The sequence below is a fragment of the Streptomyces sp. NPDC001351 genome, from assembly GCF_042896045.1.
Classification (GTDB): domain Bacteria; phylum Actinomycetota; class Actinomycetes; order Streptomycetales; family Streptomycetaceae; genus Streptomyces.
On the sequence record NZ_JBIAWS010000013.1, the window covers coordinates 14,762 to 30,582 of the forward strand.

The following is a 15,821-nucleotide window of genomic DNA, read 5'->3' on the forward strand; positions in this document are numbered from 1 at the left end:
CCCCGTGCGGATGTCAGTCCCGGCGGCGATACTTGCTGTGACGGATGACCATGGGGGAGGTCAAAAGTGACACACCCGCCGAAGAGCAGTGCGGCAAGGCCGGGCACCGCCGTGCCCACGATGCCGTCCGTACCGCCACAGCCGGGCCGGCCCGTTCCCCCCACGCCGACGGGCCCGGCAGCCGTTCCCGACGCCGTCTCCGCACGTCGTACGGCCTTCGCGGAGGGCGTCGACCGGCTGCGCGAGGCCGCGACCACGGAGCCAGGAAGGCTGCGCATCATCGGTGCGCTGCTCGCCCTCCTCGTCGTCGCGTTCGGTGCGGTCACCGCCTGGCAGATGACGGCCCGGGCGACGGCCGCCCAGGACGTGCTCACCCGCAGCCAGCCGCTCAGTTCCGACGCGGCCGACATCTACCGCTCGCTCGCCGACGCCAACACGGCGGCGGCCAGCGGCTATCTCGCGGGCCCGCAGGAGAAGCCCGAGACGCGGCAGCGGTACGAGGACGGCATCAGGACGGCCGCGGAAAAGCTGGTCACCGCCGCCTCCAGCTCGGTTCCGGGCTCCGATTCGGCGAAGACCATCGCCGAGCTCAACAAACTGCTGCCCCAGTACAAGGGCCTGGTCGAGACGGCCCGGGCCAACAACCGGCAGGGCTACCCGGTGGGCAGCGCGTATCTGCGGGCGGCGAACGAGCAGATGCAGCAGCAGATGCTGCCGAAGGCCGAAGCCCTGTACCAGAAGGAGAACCAGCGGCTGAGCTCCGACTACGCGGACGCGAAGTCGTTCCCGTGGGCGGCGATCGGCCTCGGTCTGCTCGCCCTCGGCGGGCTGGCCTGGGCACAGCGCCGCAACTACCTGCGCACCAACCGGGTGTTGAACCACGGACTGGTGACCGCCTCCGCCGCCTCCGTGGTGGTGCTGCTCTGGCTGGTCGTCGGCCACACGGTCGCCCGCTCGGGGCTGAACGCCTCGTACAACCACGGCGTCCGCTCGCTGAACGTGCTGCACGACGCCCGTATCGCGTCCCTGACGGCCCGCAGCGACGAGAACCTCAGCCTGATCCGCCGCGGCGCCGACACCAAGGTCGTGGGCGGCAACCCGGTGGACGCGTACGCCGCGGGGTACGACGCGCAGATCGACGTGCTGGCCACGTCGCTGACCAAGGCCGACGGTCTCGCGGACGACTCGGCGGGCCACAAGCCCGTACAGGACGCGAACGGCTACATGAAGGCGTGGAAGGAGCGGCACGGGGTCGCGCAGGGTCTGAACGACAAGGGCGAGTACCAGCAGGCCCGGGACAAGGTCATCGGCGTCGGCAAGGACCCGACGAGCGTGTGCTTCGACAATGTGGACATCGCTCTGGAGACGGCACTCGACCATGAGCAGGCCGAGTTCAAGCAGGCCGCGGGCGACGGCCGGGACGCGCTGACCGGACTGCCCTACGGGGCCGCGGTCCTGGCGGTGCTGGGTGCGGCCGGCGCGGTGGTCGGCATCGGGCGCAGGCTGTCGGAGTACCGGTGAGAGGGGGCGGGACGATGGATGCACGGCGTCTGGCACAACGTCTGCGGACCGGCCTGAGGGGCTGGGGCGGGGTCGGCGCGATGGCGGCCCTGTGCGCCCTGGCCCTGGCGTTCGCATTGCTGCTGCCCCTGACCCAGTCGAGCGGCACGGACGACGCCGCGGGCAGCGGCGGCCCGGGCCTCGCGCAGGGCCTGCAGGCCAGGGCGGCGGCCAAGTGCGACAACCCGCAGGACGGCAGTCCGTCGCCGTCGGGCGGTGACGGGAGCACACCGGTCATCGACAGGATCAAGGCCCGCAAGGACCGCCGTCTGATCGTCGGCATCGACACCAACAGCTACCGCTGGGGCTATCTCAACCCGAACAACACCTCCGGCGCGCCGGAGGGCTTCGACATCGATCTCGTCCATCAGATCGCGAAGGACATCCTGGGCGACCCGAACGCGGTCTCGTTCAAGGCCATCCCGACCAGCCGCCGGATCAAGGCGATTCAGGACGACGAGGTCGACATGGTGGTCCGCACCATGACGATCAACTGCGACCGGATCAAGCAAGTCGCGTTCTCCGCGCCCTACTTCAGGACGGGACAGCAGGTCCTCGCCCCGCGGACCTCGGCGATCACGGGATACAACAAGACCCTCTCCCACAAGAGGATCTGCTCGGCGGACAGTTCGACCGCCCTGGAGCGACTGCAGGGCGACAAGCAGAAGGGCACTCTCCCGAGCGGCGCGGACATCGGGACGGTGGTCCCCAACCAGCTCGACTGCCTGGTGAAGTTGCAGCTCGGCGAGGTCGACGCGGTGGTCACGGACGGCGCGCTCGCCGCGAGCCAGGCCGCACAGGACCCCACGGTGCAGCTGAAGGGCGGCCTGTTCACCGACGAGTACTACGGCGTGGCGATGAAGCTGGGCTCCCAGGATCTGATACGCCAGGTCAACCGGACCCTGCAGAACTACATCAAGGACGGCGACTGGGCGGCCTCGTACGAGAAGTGGCTGCATCCGACCATGGACCAGGGCGGCGAGAAGTCGGCGTCGGCGACCCCTCCCGAAGCCCACTACAAGTGACCGATCATCAACTGACGTACGTACGGCAGAACACGACGGAACACGACAGCAGCGAGAGGTGATCGATGGGCGTCACGGACCCCGCCGGGCCGGTGATGGACCGGGACGAGGTGGACCGTGCGCTGGCGCGGCTCGGCGCGGAGCACGAGGCGATCGAGACCTCGCTCCTCGCCCTGCAGGACCACGCGGGCCGCAGGCTCCTGGAGGGCGCCGAGCTGACGGGCATCACCAAGGAGCGGTGGACCGCCGCGGAGGCGTCGATCACGCTGCTGTGGGCGTACTTCGACGCGTACACGGACGCGTTGCGCTCCGCCCGGGAGATCCGCTCCCGGCGCCGCTGGTCCAGCCGCGAGGACCTGGTGGAGCTGACGGAACTGCTGCGCGGCGAGTCCGTCACGGTCGCGGGCTCGACGACGGCCGCGGCGAACGCGCCGACGCTGCTGTCCGCCCCCGGCAAGCTCAGCCGGCAGTTCTCCCTGGCCGCCCTCGTCGACCTGATGAACGAGCTGTACGCGTCGAGCCTGGACATGGTGGTCGCGGCCGACGCGGTCTGGTCGGCGCTGCCCGCCCGGATCGATTTACTGGCCGCGGAGCTCCAGCGCACCCGTACGCTCGCCCACTCCGTCGGGGTGCGCCCCGGCGAGCACCCCTCCGGCGACGACCTGGAGCGCATCACCCGCACCCTGACCACCCTGCGCGAGCAGGTGATCTCCGACCCGCTCGCGTACTGGATTCCCGCGCAGGGGAGTTCGGCGCCGGGCGGCGGCCGGCCGGACACCACTGTGTACGACCGGGAGGCGCGCGCCCTGGAGGAGGTGCGCCGGGAGATCGACGCGGTGCTCACCGTCCGGCAGGACGCGGAGCAGCGGCTGGTGAAGCTGCGGGACGTGCTCAGCCGCGCGGACCGCACGCTCGCGGAGGCGCGCAACGCGCGCGGGGAGGTCCTCGCGAAGATCGCCGCCACGGAGGTGCCGGTCGTCAGCGGCCCGCCGACCGCGCTGCAGGAGCAGCTGGCGACGGCCGCCGAGTACCGCAGACATGCCCAGTGGCACCGCCTGTCCCCGCTCCTGGAGTCCCTGGAGCAGAAGGCGGAGGACGAACTGCTGCGCGCCCGCGAGTCGTTGACCGCGGTCACCGCGCCCCTGGCGGTCCGCGCCGAGCTGCGCGGCCGCCTCGACGCGTACAAGGCGAAGGTGGCCCGGCTCGGGTACGCCGAGGATCCGTTCCTGATCGAGCGGTACGACGCGGCGCGCCGCATGCTGTGGAGCGCCCCGTGCGATCTGCGCGTCGCCGAACAGGCCGTGCTGCGCTACCAGCAGGCGGCCGCCGAAGTGCTCGGCGCCCCGCGCGTGCCGGGGCAGGGCGGTCCGCACGACCGCAGGGGGGAGACGTCGTCATGAGTGAGGCACAGCAGACCTGTCAACGACCGGACTGCGAGGGCACGTACGAGGACGTGGGCGGCGGCGAGCTGTACTGCGACACCTGCGGTCTCGCGCCGGTCGTGTCGGCGAAGGGCATGGTGAACTCGCCGGCCACCGGCATCACCGGCGGCGGCAAGGGCTCGCAGGACAGCGGCAGTTCGCCGGCCGGCAGCCGCGGCAGCTCGCGTACCTCCTCGCAGTCGTCGAAGTCCCGGCGCTCGGTGTCCGGGCGCCTCTCGCGCTCCCTGTCGGGGAAGTCCACGGGCCGTTCGGTGTCGGTGCGCAGCTCCGGTTCCGGCACCAGCACCGGCTCCCGCGGCCGGCTGGGCGTGGGCCTGGTGCAGGTGCCGGACGTGCCGCGGCCCGATCCGCGCGAGATGGTGCTGGAGAACCCGGAGGTGCCCGAGCGCAAGCGGTTCTGCTCGCGCTCGGACTGCGGGGCGCCGGTGGGCCGCTCGCGCGGCGACCGCGCGGGCCGCACCGAGGGCTTCTGCACCAAGTGCGGCAACCCCTACTCCTTCGTGCCGAAGCTGAAGTCCGGCGACGTGGTGCACGGCCAGTACGAGGTCGTCGGCTGTCTGGCGCACGGCGGCCTCGGCTGGGTCTACCTCGCCGTGGACAAGGCGGTCTCCGACCGCTGGGTGGTCCTCAAGGGCCTCCTGGACACCGGTGACCAGGACGCGATGGCGGCGGCGATCTCCGAGCGGCGCTTCCTGGCGGAGATCGAGCACTCCAACATCGTGCGGATCTACAACTTCGTGGAGCATCTCGACCAGCGCACCGGTTCGCTCGACGGCTACATCGTCATGGAGTACGTCGGCGGCAAGTCCCTGAAGGAGATCGCCAACGACCGCCGCACCCCGGACGGCAGGCGGGATCCGCTGCCGGTGGAGCAGGCGTGCGCGTACGGCATCGAGGCGCTCGAGGCCCTCGGCCATCTGCACAGCCGCAACCTGCTGTACTGCGACTTCAAGGTCGACAACGCGATCCAGACCGAGGACCAGCTCAAGCTGATCGACATGGGCGCGGTGCGCAGAATGGACGACGAGGAGTCGGCCATCTACGGCACGGTGGGCTACCAGGCGCCGGAGGTCGCCGAGGTCGGCCCGTCGGTGGCGAGCGACCTGTACACGGTCGCGCGCACGCTGGCCGTCCTGTCCTTCGACTTCCAGGGCTACACGAACGTCTTCGTGGACTCCCTGCCCGACCCCGACAACATCGAGGTCTTCCGCGAGTACGAGTCCTTCTACCGGCTCCTGGTCCGCGCCACCGACCCCGACCCGGCCCGCAGGTTCGCCTCCGCGCAGGAGATGGCGGAGCAGCTGACGGGCGTACTGCGCGAGGTGGTGTCGCTGCAGACGGGGCGGGCGCGGCCCGCGCTGTCGACACTGTTCGGGCCCGAACTGAAGGTCACCGACACGGAGTTGTTCCCGAAGCTGGAGGGGGACGTGTCGCGGCTGGGGGCGCGGGCGGTGCAGCCGCGGAAGGGGCAGCAGCCGCGGCTCCCCGCCTCCGCGAACGGCACGGCGGCCCTCGTCAAGCACGTCGACTCCCCCACCGCGGCCCTCGCCCTGCCCGTCCCGCGCGTCGACCCCTCCGACCCGAACGCGGGTTTCCTCGCGGGCCTGATGACGACCGCGCCGGCCGAGCTGCTCGGGGCGCTCGCCGCGGCTCCGGCGGCCTCGGTCGAGACCCGGCTGCGGCAGATCCGCGCCTGGCTGGAGAACGGCGACGCGGCCACCGCGCTCAACGCCCTGCAGACCCTGGAGACCGAGCGGCCGGACGACTGGCGGGTGGTCTGGTACCGGGGCGTGGCCGCGCTGGTGACCGGCGACGAGGAGGGCGCCGCGCTCGCCTTCGACGCGATCTACGACGCGTTCCCCGGCGAACCCGCGCCCAAGCTGGCGCTCGGTCTGTGCGCGGAGGTGCTGGGCCAGCTGGACAACGCGGCCGAGTACTACCGGCTGGTCTGGTCGACCGACCCCAGCTATGTGAGCGCCGCGTTCGGCCTGGCCCGCGTACAGCTCGCCGCCGGGGACCGGCGCGGTGCCGTGCGGACGCTGGAGTCGGTGCCGGAGTCCTCGATCCACTACACGGCCGCGCGGGTGGCGGCCGTACGGGCGCGGCTGCGCGGGCGCACGGCGGCCGCTTCCGACGTACCGTTCCTGGAGGACCTGAGGGCCGCCGCGGGGCAGGTCGAGGCGCTGGACGCGTACGGTCTGGATCCGGCGCGCCGGGAGCAGTTGTCCGCCGAAGTCCTCGGCTGCGCGCTGGACTGGATACTCTCCGGGGGCCAGGTGGTTGCGCCCGCCGCGCAGCGCGTGCTGCTCGGCAGTGACCTGGACGAGCGGGGACTCCGCTTCGGCCTGGAGCGTTCGTACCGCACGCTGGCCCGGCTGGCGCGGGGCGGCGAGGAGAGGATCGACCTGGTGGAACGTGCCAACCGTTACCGCCCCCGGACGTGGGTGTAGTTGATGTCGCAGATGCCCCAGCAGGCCGCCCTGTCGAACTGCCCGAGCTGCGAGTGGCCGCTCGAGTCGGGTGACCGTTTCTGCGGTGCGTGCGGATACGACCTGTCCGTCGTGCCCGCACGGCCGGACGACCATCCCACGATCGCCCTGAACGGCTCGGACGTGCAGCCGGGCGAAGGCGGCGGTGCGGCCTGGCCCGTCGCCGCGGGTCCGGGCGGTTCCGACACCCCGGCGGCGACCCATCTGCCGACGGACCTGCACGGGACGGACTCGGGCGGCTCCCCGCTGCCTGCGGGACAGCCCACGGGGTCGCCGGTCTCCCCGGCCTCCGGTGTGCGCTTCGACCGGCCGCCGGTGCCCGACGAGTACCCGCTGCAGGCCCCGGATCCGCGCGTGGCCTCGCTCGCCGCGCCCGCCGAGGAGGCCAAGCTGTGCGTGGCCTGCCGCGCGGGCCGCGTCGACGCGGACGGCTACTGCGAGAACTGCGGGCATGCCCAGCCCCGGGAGCGCGACCACATGGAGCAGGAGTCCGGCCCGGTGGCCGCCGTCAGCGACCGCGGTCTGCGCCACCACCGCAACGAGGACGCGTTCGGCATCGGCACCGCCACCCTGCCCGACGGCGCACCCGCGTCCGTGGCGATCGTCTGCGACGGCGTCTCCTCGGCGACCCGGCCCGACGACGCCTCGCTCGCTGCCGCCCGCGCCGCGGGCGACGCGCTGCTCACCGCCCTGCCGCGCGGCACGCACCCGCAGCAGGCCATGCACGACGCGATCGTGGCCGCCTCGCACGCGGTCAACGCCCTGGCCGACGAACCCGCCACCGCCCGCGAGCACTCCCCGCACCAGAACGCGCCCGCCTGCACGATCGTCGGCGCGGTCGTGACCTCGGGGCTGCTGGTCGTCGGCTGGGTCGGCGACAGCCGCGCCTACTGGGTGCCGGTGGACCGCACTTCGGCCCCGGCCCGGCTCACCGAGGACGACTCGTGGGCCGCGCAGATGGTCTCCGCGGGCCTGATGAGCGAGGCGGAGGCGTACGCCGACGAGCGCGCCCACGCGATCACCGGCTGGCTCGGCGCGGACGCCTACGAACTGGAGCCGCACACCGCTTCCTTCAAGCCGGACCGGCCGGGTGTAGTGGTGGTGTGCACGGACGGACTGTGGAACTACGCGGAGGCGGCCGAGGAGATGGCCGAGGTCGTGCCGGCGGATGCCGCCGTACGTCCACTGCACAGCGCCCGTGTGCTGGTCGGTCACGCCCTGGACGGCGGGGGCCACGACAACGTAACAGTGGCCGTCGTGCCGTTCCCGGCCGTCCCTCAGGGGGCAGGATCGGCCTGAGGCCGTATACGGGGATGCCTCAGCGGACCGGAGGGGACCGGTCCGCATACAGTCGTCGCCCCGCGAGCGCGGGGTATTCGAGGGGGATTTGAGTAGGCATGGCCAATTTCTCGAAGTCCAGCGTGCCGCAGTTCTCGATGGACGTGTACCAGAACGAGTACCTGCCGGAGGGCGGCCGCGAGGTCAACGCCATCGTGACGGTCACCGCCACCGGCGGCGGCACGGTCGGCAGCGCGGTCGCCGCGCCGCACCTCTACGCACCGGGGCGCGGTCCGTCGGCCGGCGTGGCGATCATGGTCGACTGCTCCGGCTCGATGGACTACCCGCCGACCAAGATGCGCAACGCGCGTGACGCGACGGCCGCCGCGATCGACACCCTGCGCGACGGGGTGCACTTCGCGGTGATCGGCGGCACGCACGTCGCCAAGGAGGTCTACCCGGGCGGCGGCCGCCTCGCGGTCGCCGACGCCGCCACCCGAAGCCAGGCCAAGGAGGCCCTGCGCAAGCTGAGCGCGGGCGGCGGCACGGCCATCGGCACCTGGCTGAAGCTCGCCGACCGCCTGCTCTCCTCGGACGAGGTCGCCATCCGGCACGGCATCCTGCTCACCGACGGCCGCAACGAGCACGAGTCGCCCGAGGACCTCCGGGCCGCCCTGGACTCCTGCGCCGGACGGTTCACCTGTGACGCACGTGGCGTGGGCACCGACTGGGAAGTGAAAGAAGTCACAGGGATCGCCTCCGCCCTGCTCGGCACCGCCGACATCGTCGCCGACCCGGCCGCCCTCGCAGCCGACTTCACGCAGATGATGGAGAAGGCGATGGGCAAGGAGGTCGCCGACGTCGCCCTCAGGCTGTGGACGCCGGTCGGCACCGCCATCAAGTTCGTCAAGCAGGTCGCGCCCACCGTCGAGGAGTTGACCGACCGCCGCACCGAGGCCGGCCCGCGGGCCGGGGACTACCCCACCGGCTCCTGGGGGGACGAGTCCCGTGACTACCACGTATGCGTCGAGGTCCCGGCCGCGAGCCTCGGCCAGGAGATGCTCGCCGCCCGGGTCTCCCTGGTCGTCCCGCAGCCCGACGGCAGCGCCCAGAACCTCGGCGCCCAGGGCCTGGTCAGGGCCGTATGGACCGACGACATGGTGGCTTCCACCTCGATCAACCCCCAGGTCGCCCACTACACCGGGCAGGCCGAACTGGCACAGGCCATCCAACAAGGGCTGGATCTTCGCAAAGCGGGCGATATGGATGGAGCAACGGCCAAACTGGGCCGGGCCGTTCAGCTCGCCAGCGCCTCCGGAAACGCGGATACTGCGAAACTGCTTGCGAAGGTGGTGGACGTGGTCGATGCCGCGACAGGTACTGTGCGACTGAAAGCGAAGGTCGAGGAGGCCGACGAGATGACTCTCGAAACACGGTCGACAAAGACTGTTCGTGTAAAGAAGTGACACCGGACGTCACGTCGCCGTACACATCACAGGACCGAATAGGACCCTGGAAAGGGGGAAGCGCCGACATGCCGACCTGCCCGAACGGACACCAGTCGGGTTCCGACGACTGGTGCGAGGTCTGCGGTCACCGCATGGCCGGTGCCGTGCCTCCGCCCCCTCCCCCGCCGCCCCCGCCCGGCGGCGGCTACGGCTTCCCGCCGCCCGGTCAGGGCCCCCAGCCAGGCGGCCGCCCGCTGTCCGCGGTGCCGGACCACGAGCCGGAGCTCTGCCCGCAGTGCCGTACGCCCCGTGAGGGCGGTGCGCCGTTCTGCGAGGAGTGCCGGTGGAACTTCCTGACGAACACCGCGACCTCGTACACCCCGGCCGCCCCGCGCCCGTCGGCGCCCGGCCCCGGCGGGCCCTTCCAGCAGCAGCCGCCCGGACCGTCGTACGGCGGCGGTGACTCGTACGAGTACCAGGGCTCGCGCCCGTCCCAGATGAACCGCCCGGCGGAACCGATCCCGCCGAGCCCGTTCGGCAACGAGCCCTCGGGTCCGCCGCCGAGCCCCTTCGGCACCGAGCCTCCCGGTCCGCCGAGCCCGTTCGCCGACCGGTCCGGCTTCGGCCCCGACCCCTCGCGTCCCGTCCCGCCGCCGCCCGGCCCCACACCGCACGGCGGCCCCGGTGGTCCCGGTGGTCCCGGTGGCGCTCCGCAGGCGTTCCAGCAGCCCGGTCCGCCGGCCCCGCCCCGCTTCCCGCAGGAGACGGGACGTCCGCCGCAGCAGGGCGGTCCGTCCTTCGGCGGCGGTGACGACGACTGGGTGATCTCCCCGCCGTCCGGCGGACCCGGCGGACCCGGCGGTCCCGGTGGCCCCGGTCAGGGTGGCGGCTACGGCTATCCGCAGCCCGGTTCGACCCAGGCGCCCCCGCCCCCGCCCGGCCAGGGCTTCCCGCAGACCCACGGCGGGCCGGTGACCTGGACGGCGACCATCGGTCCGGACCGCGAGTACTTCATGGCGATGATGCAGCGCTCCGGCCCCGAGGCCGCGGGCCTCAACCTGCCCGCGTACTCGCCGGAGCAGCAGCGCACGCTCAGCGGCAACCAGATCACCATCGGCCGCCGCCGGCACTCCACCGGCGACACCCCCGACATCGACCTGGCGGTGCCGCCGGAGGACCCGGGCGTCTCGCACCAGCACGCGGTGCTGGTGCAGCAGCCGGACGGCAGTTGGGCGGTCGTGGACCAGAACTCGACGAACGGTACGACGGTCAACGGCTCCGATGAGCCGATTCAACCTTTTGTGCCGGTGCCGTTGCAGGACGGGGATCGTGTGCATGTGGGGGCTTGGACGACGATCACGATTCGTCGGGGTTGATGCCGTTTTTTGGCTGCGACTTCATCGTGGCTTGTCGCGCCCACGCGGCGGAGCCGCATATTGATGCAGCCCCGCGCCCCTAAAAGGCCGCTGACTCACCGGAGGGGCCAGATGTACGGTCCCTTCGGAGCATCCAGCCATGCCCACTCCTGCTCGCCGTCGAGCGTGATGCCGTAGCGCCCTCGTTGCGGTTGCTCTTCGCGCTCCCATACGGCGAAGGCCTCCTGGGGGGCGAGGGTGCCGCGGGTCAGGGCCAGGAGGAAGCGGAAGAGTTCGTGGTCCCGTGCCCGGCGGGGGATCGCGCCGAGTTGGAGTGACTCCTGCTCGGGGCGGGTCCCGCCGCGCAGCGGTACGAAGTACGCGGGCGTGTTCAGGAAGCGGCCCTCCGCATGCGTGGCGTCCCGGACCGTCAGGGCGATCAGGCCGGTGGCGAGCGGGGCCAGGATGCGGGCACCCGGGTTGCACTGGGCGAGCCAGCCGCGCGGGATGGCGGTCAGGGCGCAGGTGGCGATGATCCGGTCGAAGGGGCCGCGCTCGGGGACTCCGCGGGCGCCGTCGCCGGTGACGACGGCCGGGTGGCAGCCGGCGGCGGCCAGGTGCTGCCGGGCCGACTCGGTGATCTCCGGCTCCAGGTCGACGGTGGTGACCAGGTCGTCGTCGCCGAGCCGGTGGGCCAGCAGGGCGGCGTTGTAGCCGGTGCCCGCGCCGATCTCCAGGACCCGGTTGCCGTCCTCGACCCTCAGTTCGGCCAGCATCCTCGCCATCAGCGACGGCTGGCTGCTGGAGGAGAGCAGCTCGCCGTCGCGCAGTCGCGTGGCCAGTGGGGCGTCCTCGTAGGCCCCGCGCAGCCAGCGCTCGCGCGTCCGCGGATCAGGGCTCTCGCCCCACCGCCGCTCGTAGCCGCCCCTGACTCCTACGTAGTAGTACGGCACGAAGAGATGGCGCGGGACCGCCTCGAACGCCTCCCGCCACACCGGGTCGTCGTTCCAGGCCCCGCTCGCCTCGATCTCCCGTACGAGTTCCGCCCGCGCGGTGGCCGCGAGGTCGTCCAGTTCCTTGTCGAGAGCAGCTGCGCCCATGGGTCCACTGTGCTGCGGGGCAGGGCCGGAGGCGAGTACCGAAGCCGCCAGATCCGGAATGTCCCCTTCCCGGGGGTGGGGCGGGGACCTAAGCCTCAAGTCCTCCGCCGGGCGGTCTGAGAGCATGGAGGGCGTACGGCATTTTCCCGGGGGACAACCCCCGGACCCCCGGCAGAAAAACTCGGGCGGACCGGAACAACCCATGCGAGGCAGCTCAAAGTGACCGAGATTCGGCGCGGCACGCTTCAGGAGCAGACCTTCTACGAGCAGGTCGGCGGGGAGGAGACCTTCCGCCGCCTCGTCCACCGTTTCTACGAGGGTGTGGCCGAGGACCCGGTGCTGCGGCCCATGTACCCGGAGGAGGACCTCGGCCCGGCCGAGGAGCGCCTCACGCTGTTCCTGATCCAGTACTGGGGCGGACCGACGACGTACAGCGACAACCGCGGCCACCCCCGGCTGCGCATGCGTCACGCCCCCTTCACCGTGAACCGCGAGGCGCACGACGCCTGGCTGCGGCACATGCGGGACGCCGTCGACGAGCTCGGCCTGTCCGAGGAGCACGAGCAGCAGCTGTGGAAGTACATGACGTACGCCGCGGCCTCGATGGTGAACACCCCGGACTGACCCTGACCGCACGACGTGCGGATTCCGGTCGTACGACGCCGGAATCCGGTCACGATCCGGTCAAGCCCGCCGTACAAGCGCTTACCGAGGGCCCGCCCGCTCTGACAACATCATCCGGAGGTCTGGACAACCACGGGGGGTTGGGCGTGACGGCGTTCGGTGCGGTGGCACGGTTCGTCCTGTTACGTGCCCGTGCGCACCGTCTGCTGCTGGCCGCCGCGCTGCTCACCGTCCTGCTGACCACCGCCGTCCTCGCGACCCTCACCGCCTACTCGGGCGCGATCGGTGACGCGGCCCTGCGCCACTCGCTGCGGGACCCGCGCAACGCTGCCGATGCCGCGCTGATCGTCAAGGCCGACCTCCCGGCGGACCGGCGCGCCGCCGCCGAGGACGCCGTACGGCAAGGAGCGCGGCGGACGTTCGACGGGCTGCCGGTGACCGTGCGGACCCTGGTGCGCTCGGGCCCGTACGCGCTGCCGCGCTCGCTGCAGCCGCCGACCGAGCGGGCCGGGAACCCCGATCTGACCTATGTCGCGGCGCTGGACCCGACGCAGGTGCGGCTCGTGTCGGGACGGGCGCCCCGGACGGGCTCCGGGGAGGGCATCGAGGCGGCCCTCCCGCAGACCGCCGCCCGGCGCCTCGGCTTGAGCCCCGGCGCCCGCCTCACTCTCACCGACCGGCTCGGCGGCCCGAAGGTGCACGTGACGCTCACCGGCCTGTACCGGCCCGCCCGGGCGGACGCGCCCTACTGGCGGCTGGACGACCTGAGCGGCCGGGGCGTCACCACGGTCGACTTCACGACGTACGGCCCCCTGCTGGCCGCCCCCGGCGTGCTGAGCGGCGGAAAGGTGAGCGCCGGGCCCACCTGCTGGCTGGCGTCGGCCGACTTCTCGACGCTGACGACCGGGCGGATCGGCGAGCTGCGCAAGGCTGCCGGTGCGGGCGGGGCCGCCCTGCGCCGGCAGCCCGCGCTCAGCGGCACGACGGCCGCGAGCACTTCGCTGCCGGACGTTCTCGACCGCGTCGAGCGCTCGCTGCTCGTCTCGCGTTCGACGCTGCTGATCGTCGCGTTGCAGCTGGTGCTGCTGGCCTGCTGTGCGCTGCTGCTGGTGGCCCGGCTGCTGAGCGCCGAGCGCGCGGGTGAGGTGCGGCTGCTGCGGGCCCGCGGCGCCTCCCGGGCGCGGGTCGCCTCCCTGGCCGCCCTGGAGGCACTGTTCCTGGCGGCGCCCGCGGTGGTGTGCGCACCGCTGCTCTCGGGTCCGCTCACCCGACTGCTGGCCGACCAGGGGCCGCTGGCAAGGATCGGGCTGCGGCTGGAGGTGCCTGCGGGCGGGGGGCTCGGGGTGTGGGTGGTGGCGGGGGCCGTGGGGCTGGGGTGCGCGCTGGCGGTGACGCTGCCGAGCGCTCCGCGGGGGCGCGTCGATCGTCTGCGGGTGCGTCGTGGCTTGTCGCGCAGTTCCCCGCGCCCCTGGAAGGCGGGGCTGCGCCCCGCAGGGGCGCGGGGCTGTGTCGATTTGCGGCTCCGCCGCGGGGCGCGATCAGCCACGAACCCGCCGCACTCGGCCCATCACAGAAGCGCCCGAGCTCTCAGCCGCACAGCAGGCGCCGGCGCCGACCTGGGCCTCCTGGCCGTGGCCGCCGTCGCGTACTGGCAGCTCAGCCGCCAGACCACCGGCGTCGTCTCCGGCGACCGGACCGGAGGTCTGGACATCGACCCGCTCCTGGTTGCGGCGCCCGCGCTCGCACTGCTCGCCGGCACGGTACTGACCCTGCGCCTGCTGCCGCTGGTGGCACGGCTGGCCGAGCACAGGGCAGCCGGCGGCCGCGGGCTGACCGCGGCGCTGGCGGGCTGGCAGTTGAGCCGCCGCCCGATGCGCGGGGCGGGACCGGTGCTGCTGCTGGTCCTGGCCGTCGCGCTGGGCATGCTCGCGATCGGGCAGCGCGCCTCCTGGAACCGCTCGCAGGGCGACCAGGCGGACTTCGGCGCGGGCGCCCCCGTGCGTGTCCTGGCCGCCGGGGAGGACGACCTCGGGCGCACGGAGACCTATGCGGCCGTCCCGCACGTACAAGAGGTCGCCCCGGCCTACCGCGCGGACCTGCCGTTGTCCGGCGACCGCACGGCCGCACTGCTGGCGCTGGACACCGCGCGGGCGGCGGACACGGTGCTGATGCGCCGGGACCTGACCTCGCAGCCGGTACGGCCGCTCCTCGAGTCCCTGGCCTCGAAGGCGCCGACGGCCGGCGCGCAGGTGCCCCGGCACACCGCACGGCTGCGGCTGGCGGCGACCCTGCACAGCTCCGTGCGGAACGGGTCGGGCACGGCGGCGGACGTGACGGTCACGCTGGTGGACCGGTACGGGACGCCGTACCAGGTGCCGGCCGGGGAACTCCCCGGCGACGGACGGGCGCACACGCTCGACGTTCCCGTCTCCGAGGGACCCCTGTCGCTCACGGGAGTACAGCTGGTGCTGCCCCAGCCGGTCGGGGAGCCTGAGCAACAGCGCCTGGGGTTGGGCGAGTTGACGGCGACCGGGGCGGACGGGACCGTGCGGAAGGTCCCGCTGCCCGACTCCTGGAAGGCGTCCGTACGCAGTGACGGGCAGGTCTCCTCGCCGGACGGGAGGACGAACCCGACGAAACCGGCCATGAGTGCGTCGGGGCCGCCCACGGTCGACTACGGCACGGGGTATGTGCCGGCCGCCGACAGGTGGGTCACCCCGTCGTTGACGGTGCGGGTGCAGGTCGTACAGCCGAGTCCGCCCGAGATCACGGCGGTGGCGACCGACCGGTTCCTCACCTCGGCGGGCGCGCGCACCGGGCAGCGGGTGGACGTGACGGTCGGCGGGGAGAACGTGCCGGTGCGGATCGTGCGTGCGGTACGGGAGTTGCCGACGACCGGCGATGCCGGCGGGGGCGCCCTGCTGGTTGATCTGCGGTCCGTGAACCGGGTGCTGGAGGCGCGGTACGGGACGAGCGCCACGCCCACGGAGTGGTGGCTGCGGACCGGCCCCGGCGAGTCGGCCGAGGTCGCGAAGGCCCTGCGGGCGCGGCCCGAGCTGGACCCGGCGCAGGTCGTGGTGCGGGACGAGGCGGCCGCCCGGCTGCGGGACGACCCGTTCGGCGCGGGCGCGGAAGCGGCGTTCGCGGCGGCGGCCGGAGTGGCGGCGGCGCTGGCCGCCGTCGGTTTCGCGGTGAGCGCGGCCGGGTCCCTGCGGGAGCGGGGCGCCGAACTGGCCGTGCTCCGGGCTCTGGGCGCCCCGCGCCGCCGCCTGGCCCGCATGATCGCTGTCGAGCAGGGCGTCCTGGTGGCACTGGCTCTGGTGGTGGGCACGGTCCTGGGGACGGTGCTGACGCGGGCGGTGATCCCGCTGATCGTGCTGACGGCGCAGGCCACGCGGCCGGTGCCGCGGGTGCTGGTCGAACTGCCGGTGCCGGACGTCGCCGTACTGCTGGCGGCCGTGGCGGTGACGCCACTGCTCGTGACGGCGGCGCTGGCGGTG

At 72.9% G+C, this 15,821-nt stretch carries 10 protein-coding genes; 9 read left to right on the forward strand and 1 reads right to left on the reverse strand.

The features are described 5' to 3' along the window. Positions 1-66 precede the first annotated feature (66 nt). The 7 genes from ACFY1U_RS37365 (at position 67) to ACFY1U_RS37395 (ending at position 10,618) form a co-directional block, all read left to right on the forward strand. Entirely contained in the window at positions 67-1,521 is a 1,455-nt protein-coding gene (locus tag ACFY1U_RS37365) for a hypothetical protein (protein WP_390698494.1), read from the forward strand. A gap of 14 nt (positions 1,522-1,535) precedes the next feature. Next, the gene (locus tag ACFY1U_RS37370) at positions 1,536-2,585 is read left to right on the forward strand and encodes a glutamate ABC transporter substrate-binding protein (RefSeq protein ID WP_390698495.1); all 1,050 of its coding nucleotides are present in this window, start codon (positions 1,536-1,538) and stop codon (positions 2,583-2,585) included. 65 nt (positions 2,586-2,650) lie between these two features. Further along, positions 2,651-3,985: a hypothetical protein gene (locus tag ACFY1U_RS37375; RefSeq protein WP_390698496.1), complete on the forward strand. Its 1,335-nt coding sequence runs from the start codon at positions 2,651-2,653 to the stop codon at positions 3,983-3,985. Then, on the forward strand, positions 3,982-6,477 hold the full coding sequence (locus ACFY1U_RS37380) for a tetratricopeptide repeat protein (protein ID WP_390698497.1): 2,496 nt from the start codon (positions 3,982-3,984) through the stop codon (positions 6,475-6,477). The genes ACFY1U_RS37375 and ACFY1U_RS37380 overlap by 4 nt, the downstream gene beginning before the upstream one ends. Before the next feature lie 3 nt (positions 6,478-6,480). Beyond that, on the forward strand, positions 6,481-7,815 hold the full coding sequence (locus tag ACFY1U_RS37385) for a PP2C family serine/threonine-protein phosphatase (RefSeq protein ID WP_390698498.1): 1,335 nt from the start codon (positions 6,481-6,483) through the stop codon (positions 7,813-7,815). Between the two features lie 98 nt (positions 7,816-7,913). Continuing rightward, a complete protein-coding gene (locus ACFY1U_RS37390) occupies positions 7,914-9,260 on the forward strand; it encodes a VWA domain-containing protein (protein WP_390698499.1) in 1,347 nt (448 codons plus the stop codon). Positions 9,261-9,328: 68 nt separating this feature from the next. Then, positions 9,329-10,618: an FHA domain-containing protein gene (locus ACFY1U_RS37395; RefSeq protein ID WP_390698500.1), complete on the forward strand. Its 1,290-nt coding sequence runs from the start codon at positions 9,329-9,331 to the stop codon at positions 10,616-10,618. A gap of 95 nt (positions 10,619-10,713) precedes the next feature. On the opposite strand, the gene ACFY1U_RS37400 is transcribed toward ACFY1U_RS37395, so the two are convergent. Continuing rightward, positions 10,714-11,697 carry a methyltransferase domain-containing protein gene (locus ACFY1U_RS37400; protein WP_390698501.1) on the reverse strand — a complete coding sequence of 328 codons (984 nt, stop codon included), beginning with the start codon at positions 11,695-11,697 and terminating at the stop codon, positions 10,714-10,716. A 219-nt stretch (positions 11,698-11,916) separates the two neighbouring features. Between ACFY1U_RS37400 and ACFY1U_RS37405 the strand changes: the two genes are divergently transcribed. Next, on the forward strand, positions 11,917-12,321 hold the full coding sequence (locus ACFY1U_RS37405; protein ID WP_390698502.1) for a globin: 405 nt from the start codon (positions 11,917-11,919) through the stop codon (positions 12,319-12,321). Between the two features lie 146 nt (positions 12,322-12,467). Beyond that, on the forward strand, positions 12,468-15,821 hold a 3,354-nt coding region (locus tag ACFY1U_RS37410), incomplete at its 3' end, for an FtsX-like permease family protein (protein ID WP_390698503.1).

Coding starts and splice junctions, on each gene's coding strand:
- ACFY1U_RS37390 (WP_390698499.1), top strand. CDS start 7,914: ATGGCCAATTTCTCGAAGTCCAGCGTGCCGCAGTTCTCGATGGACGTG.
- ACFY1U_RS37395 (WP_390698500.1), top strand. CDS start 9,329: ATGCCGACCTGCCCGAACGGACACCAGTCGGGTTCCGACGACTGGTGC.
- ACFY1U_RS37370 (WP_390698495.1), top strand. CDS start 1,536: ATGGATGCACGGCGTCTGGCACAACGTCTGCGGACCGGCCTGAGGGGC.
- ACFY1U_RS37375 (WP_390698496.1), top strand. CDS start 2,651: ATGGGCGTCACGGACCCCGCCGGGCCGGTGATGGACCGGGACGAGGTG.
- ACFY1U_RS37400 (WP_390698501.1), bottom strand. CDS start 11,697: ATGGGCGCAGCTGCTCTCGACAAGGAACTGGACGACCTCGCGGCCACC.
- ACFY1U_RS37385 (WP_390698498.1), top strand. CDS start 6,481: ATGTCGCAGATGCCCCAGCAGGCCGCCCTGTCGAACTGCCCGAGCTGC.
- ACFY1U_RS37380 (WP_390698497.1), top strand. CDS start 3,982: ATGAGTGAGGCACAGCAGACCTGTCAACGACCGGACTGCGAGGGCACG.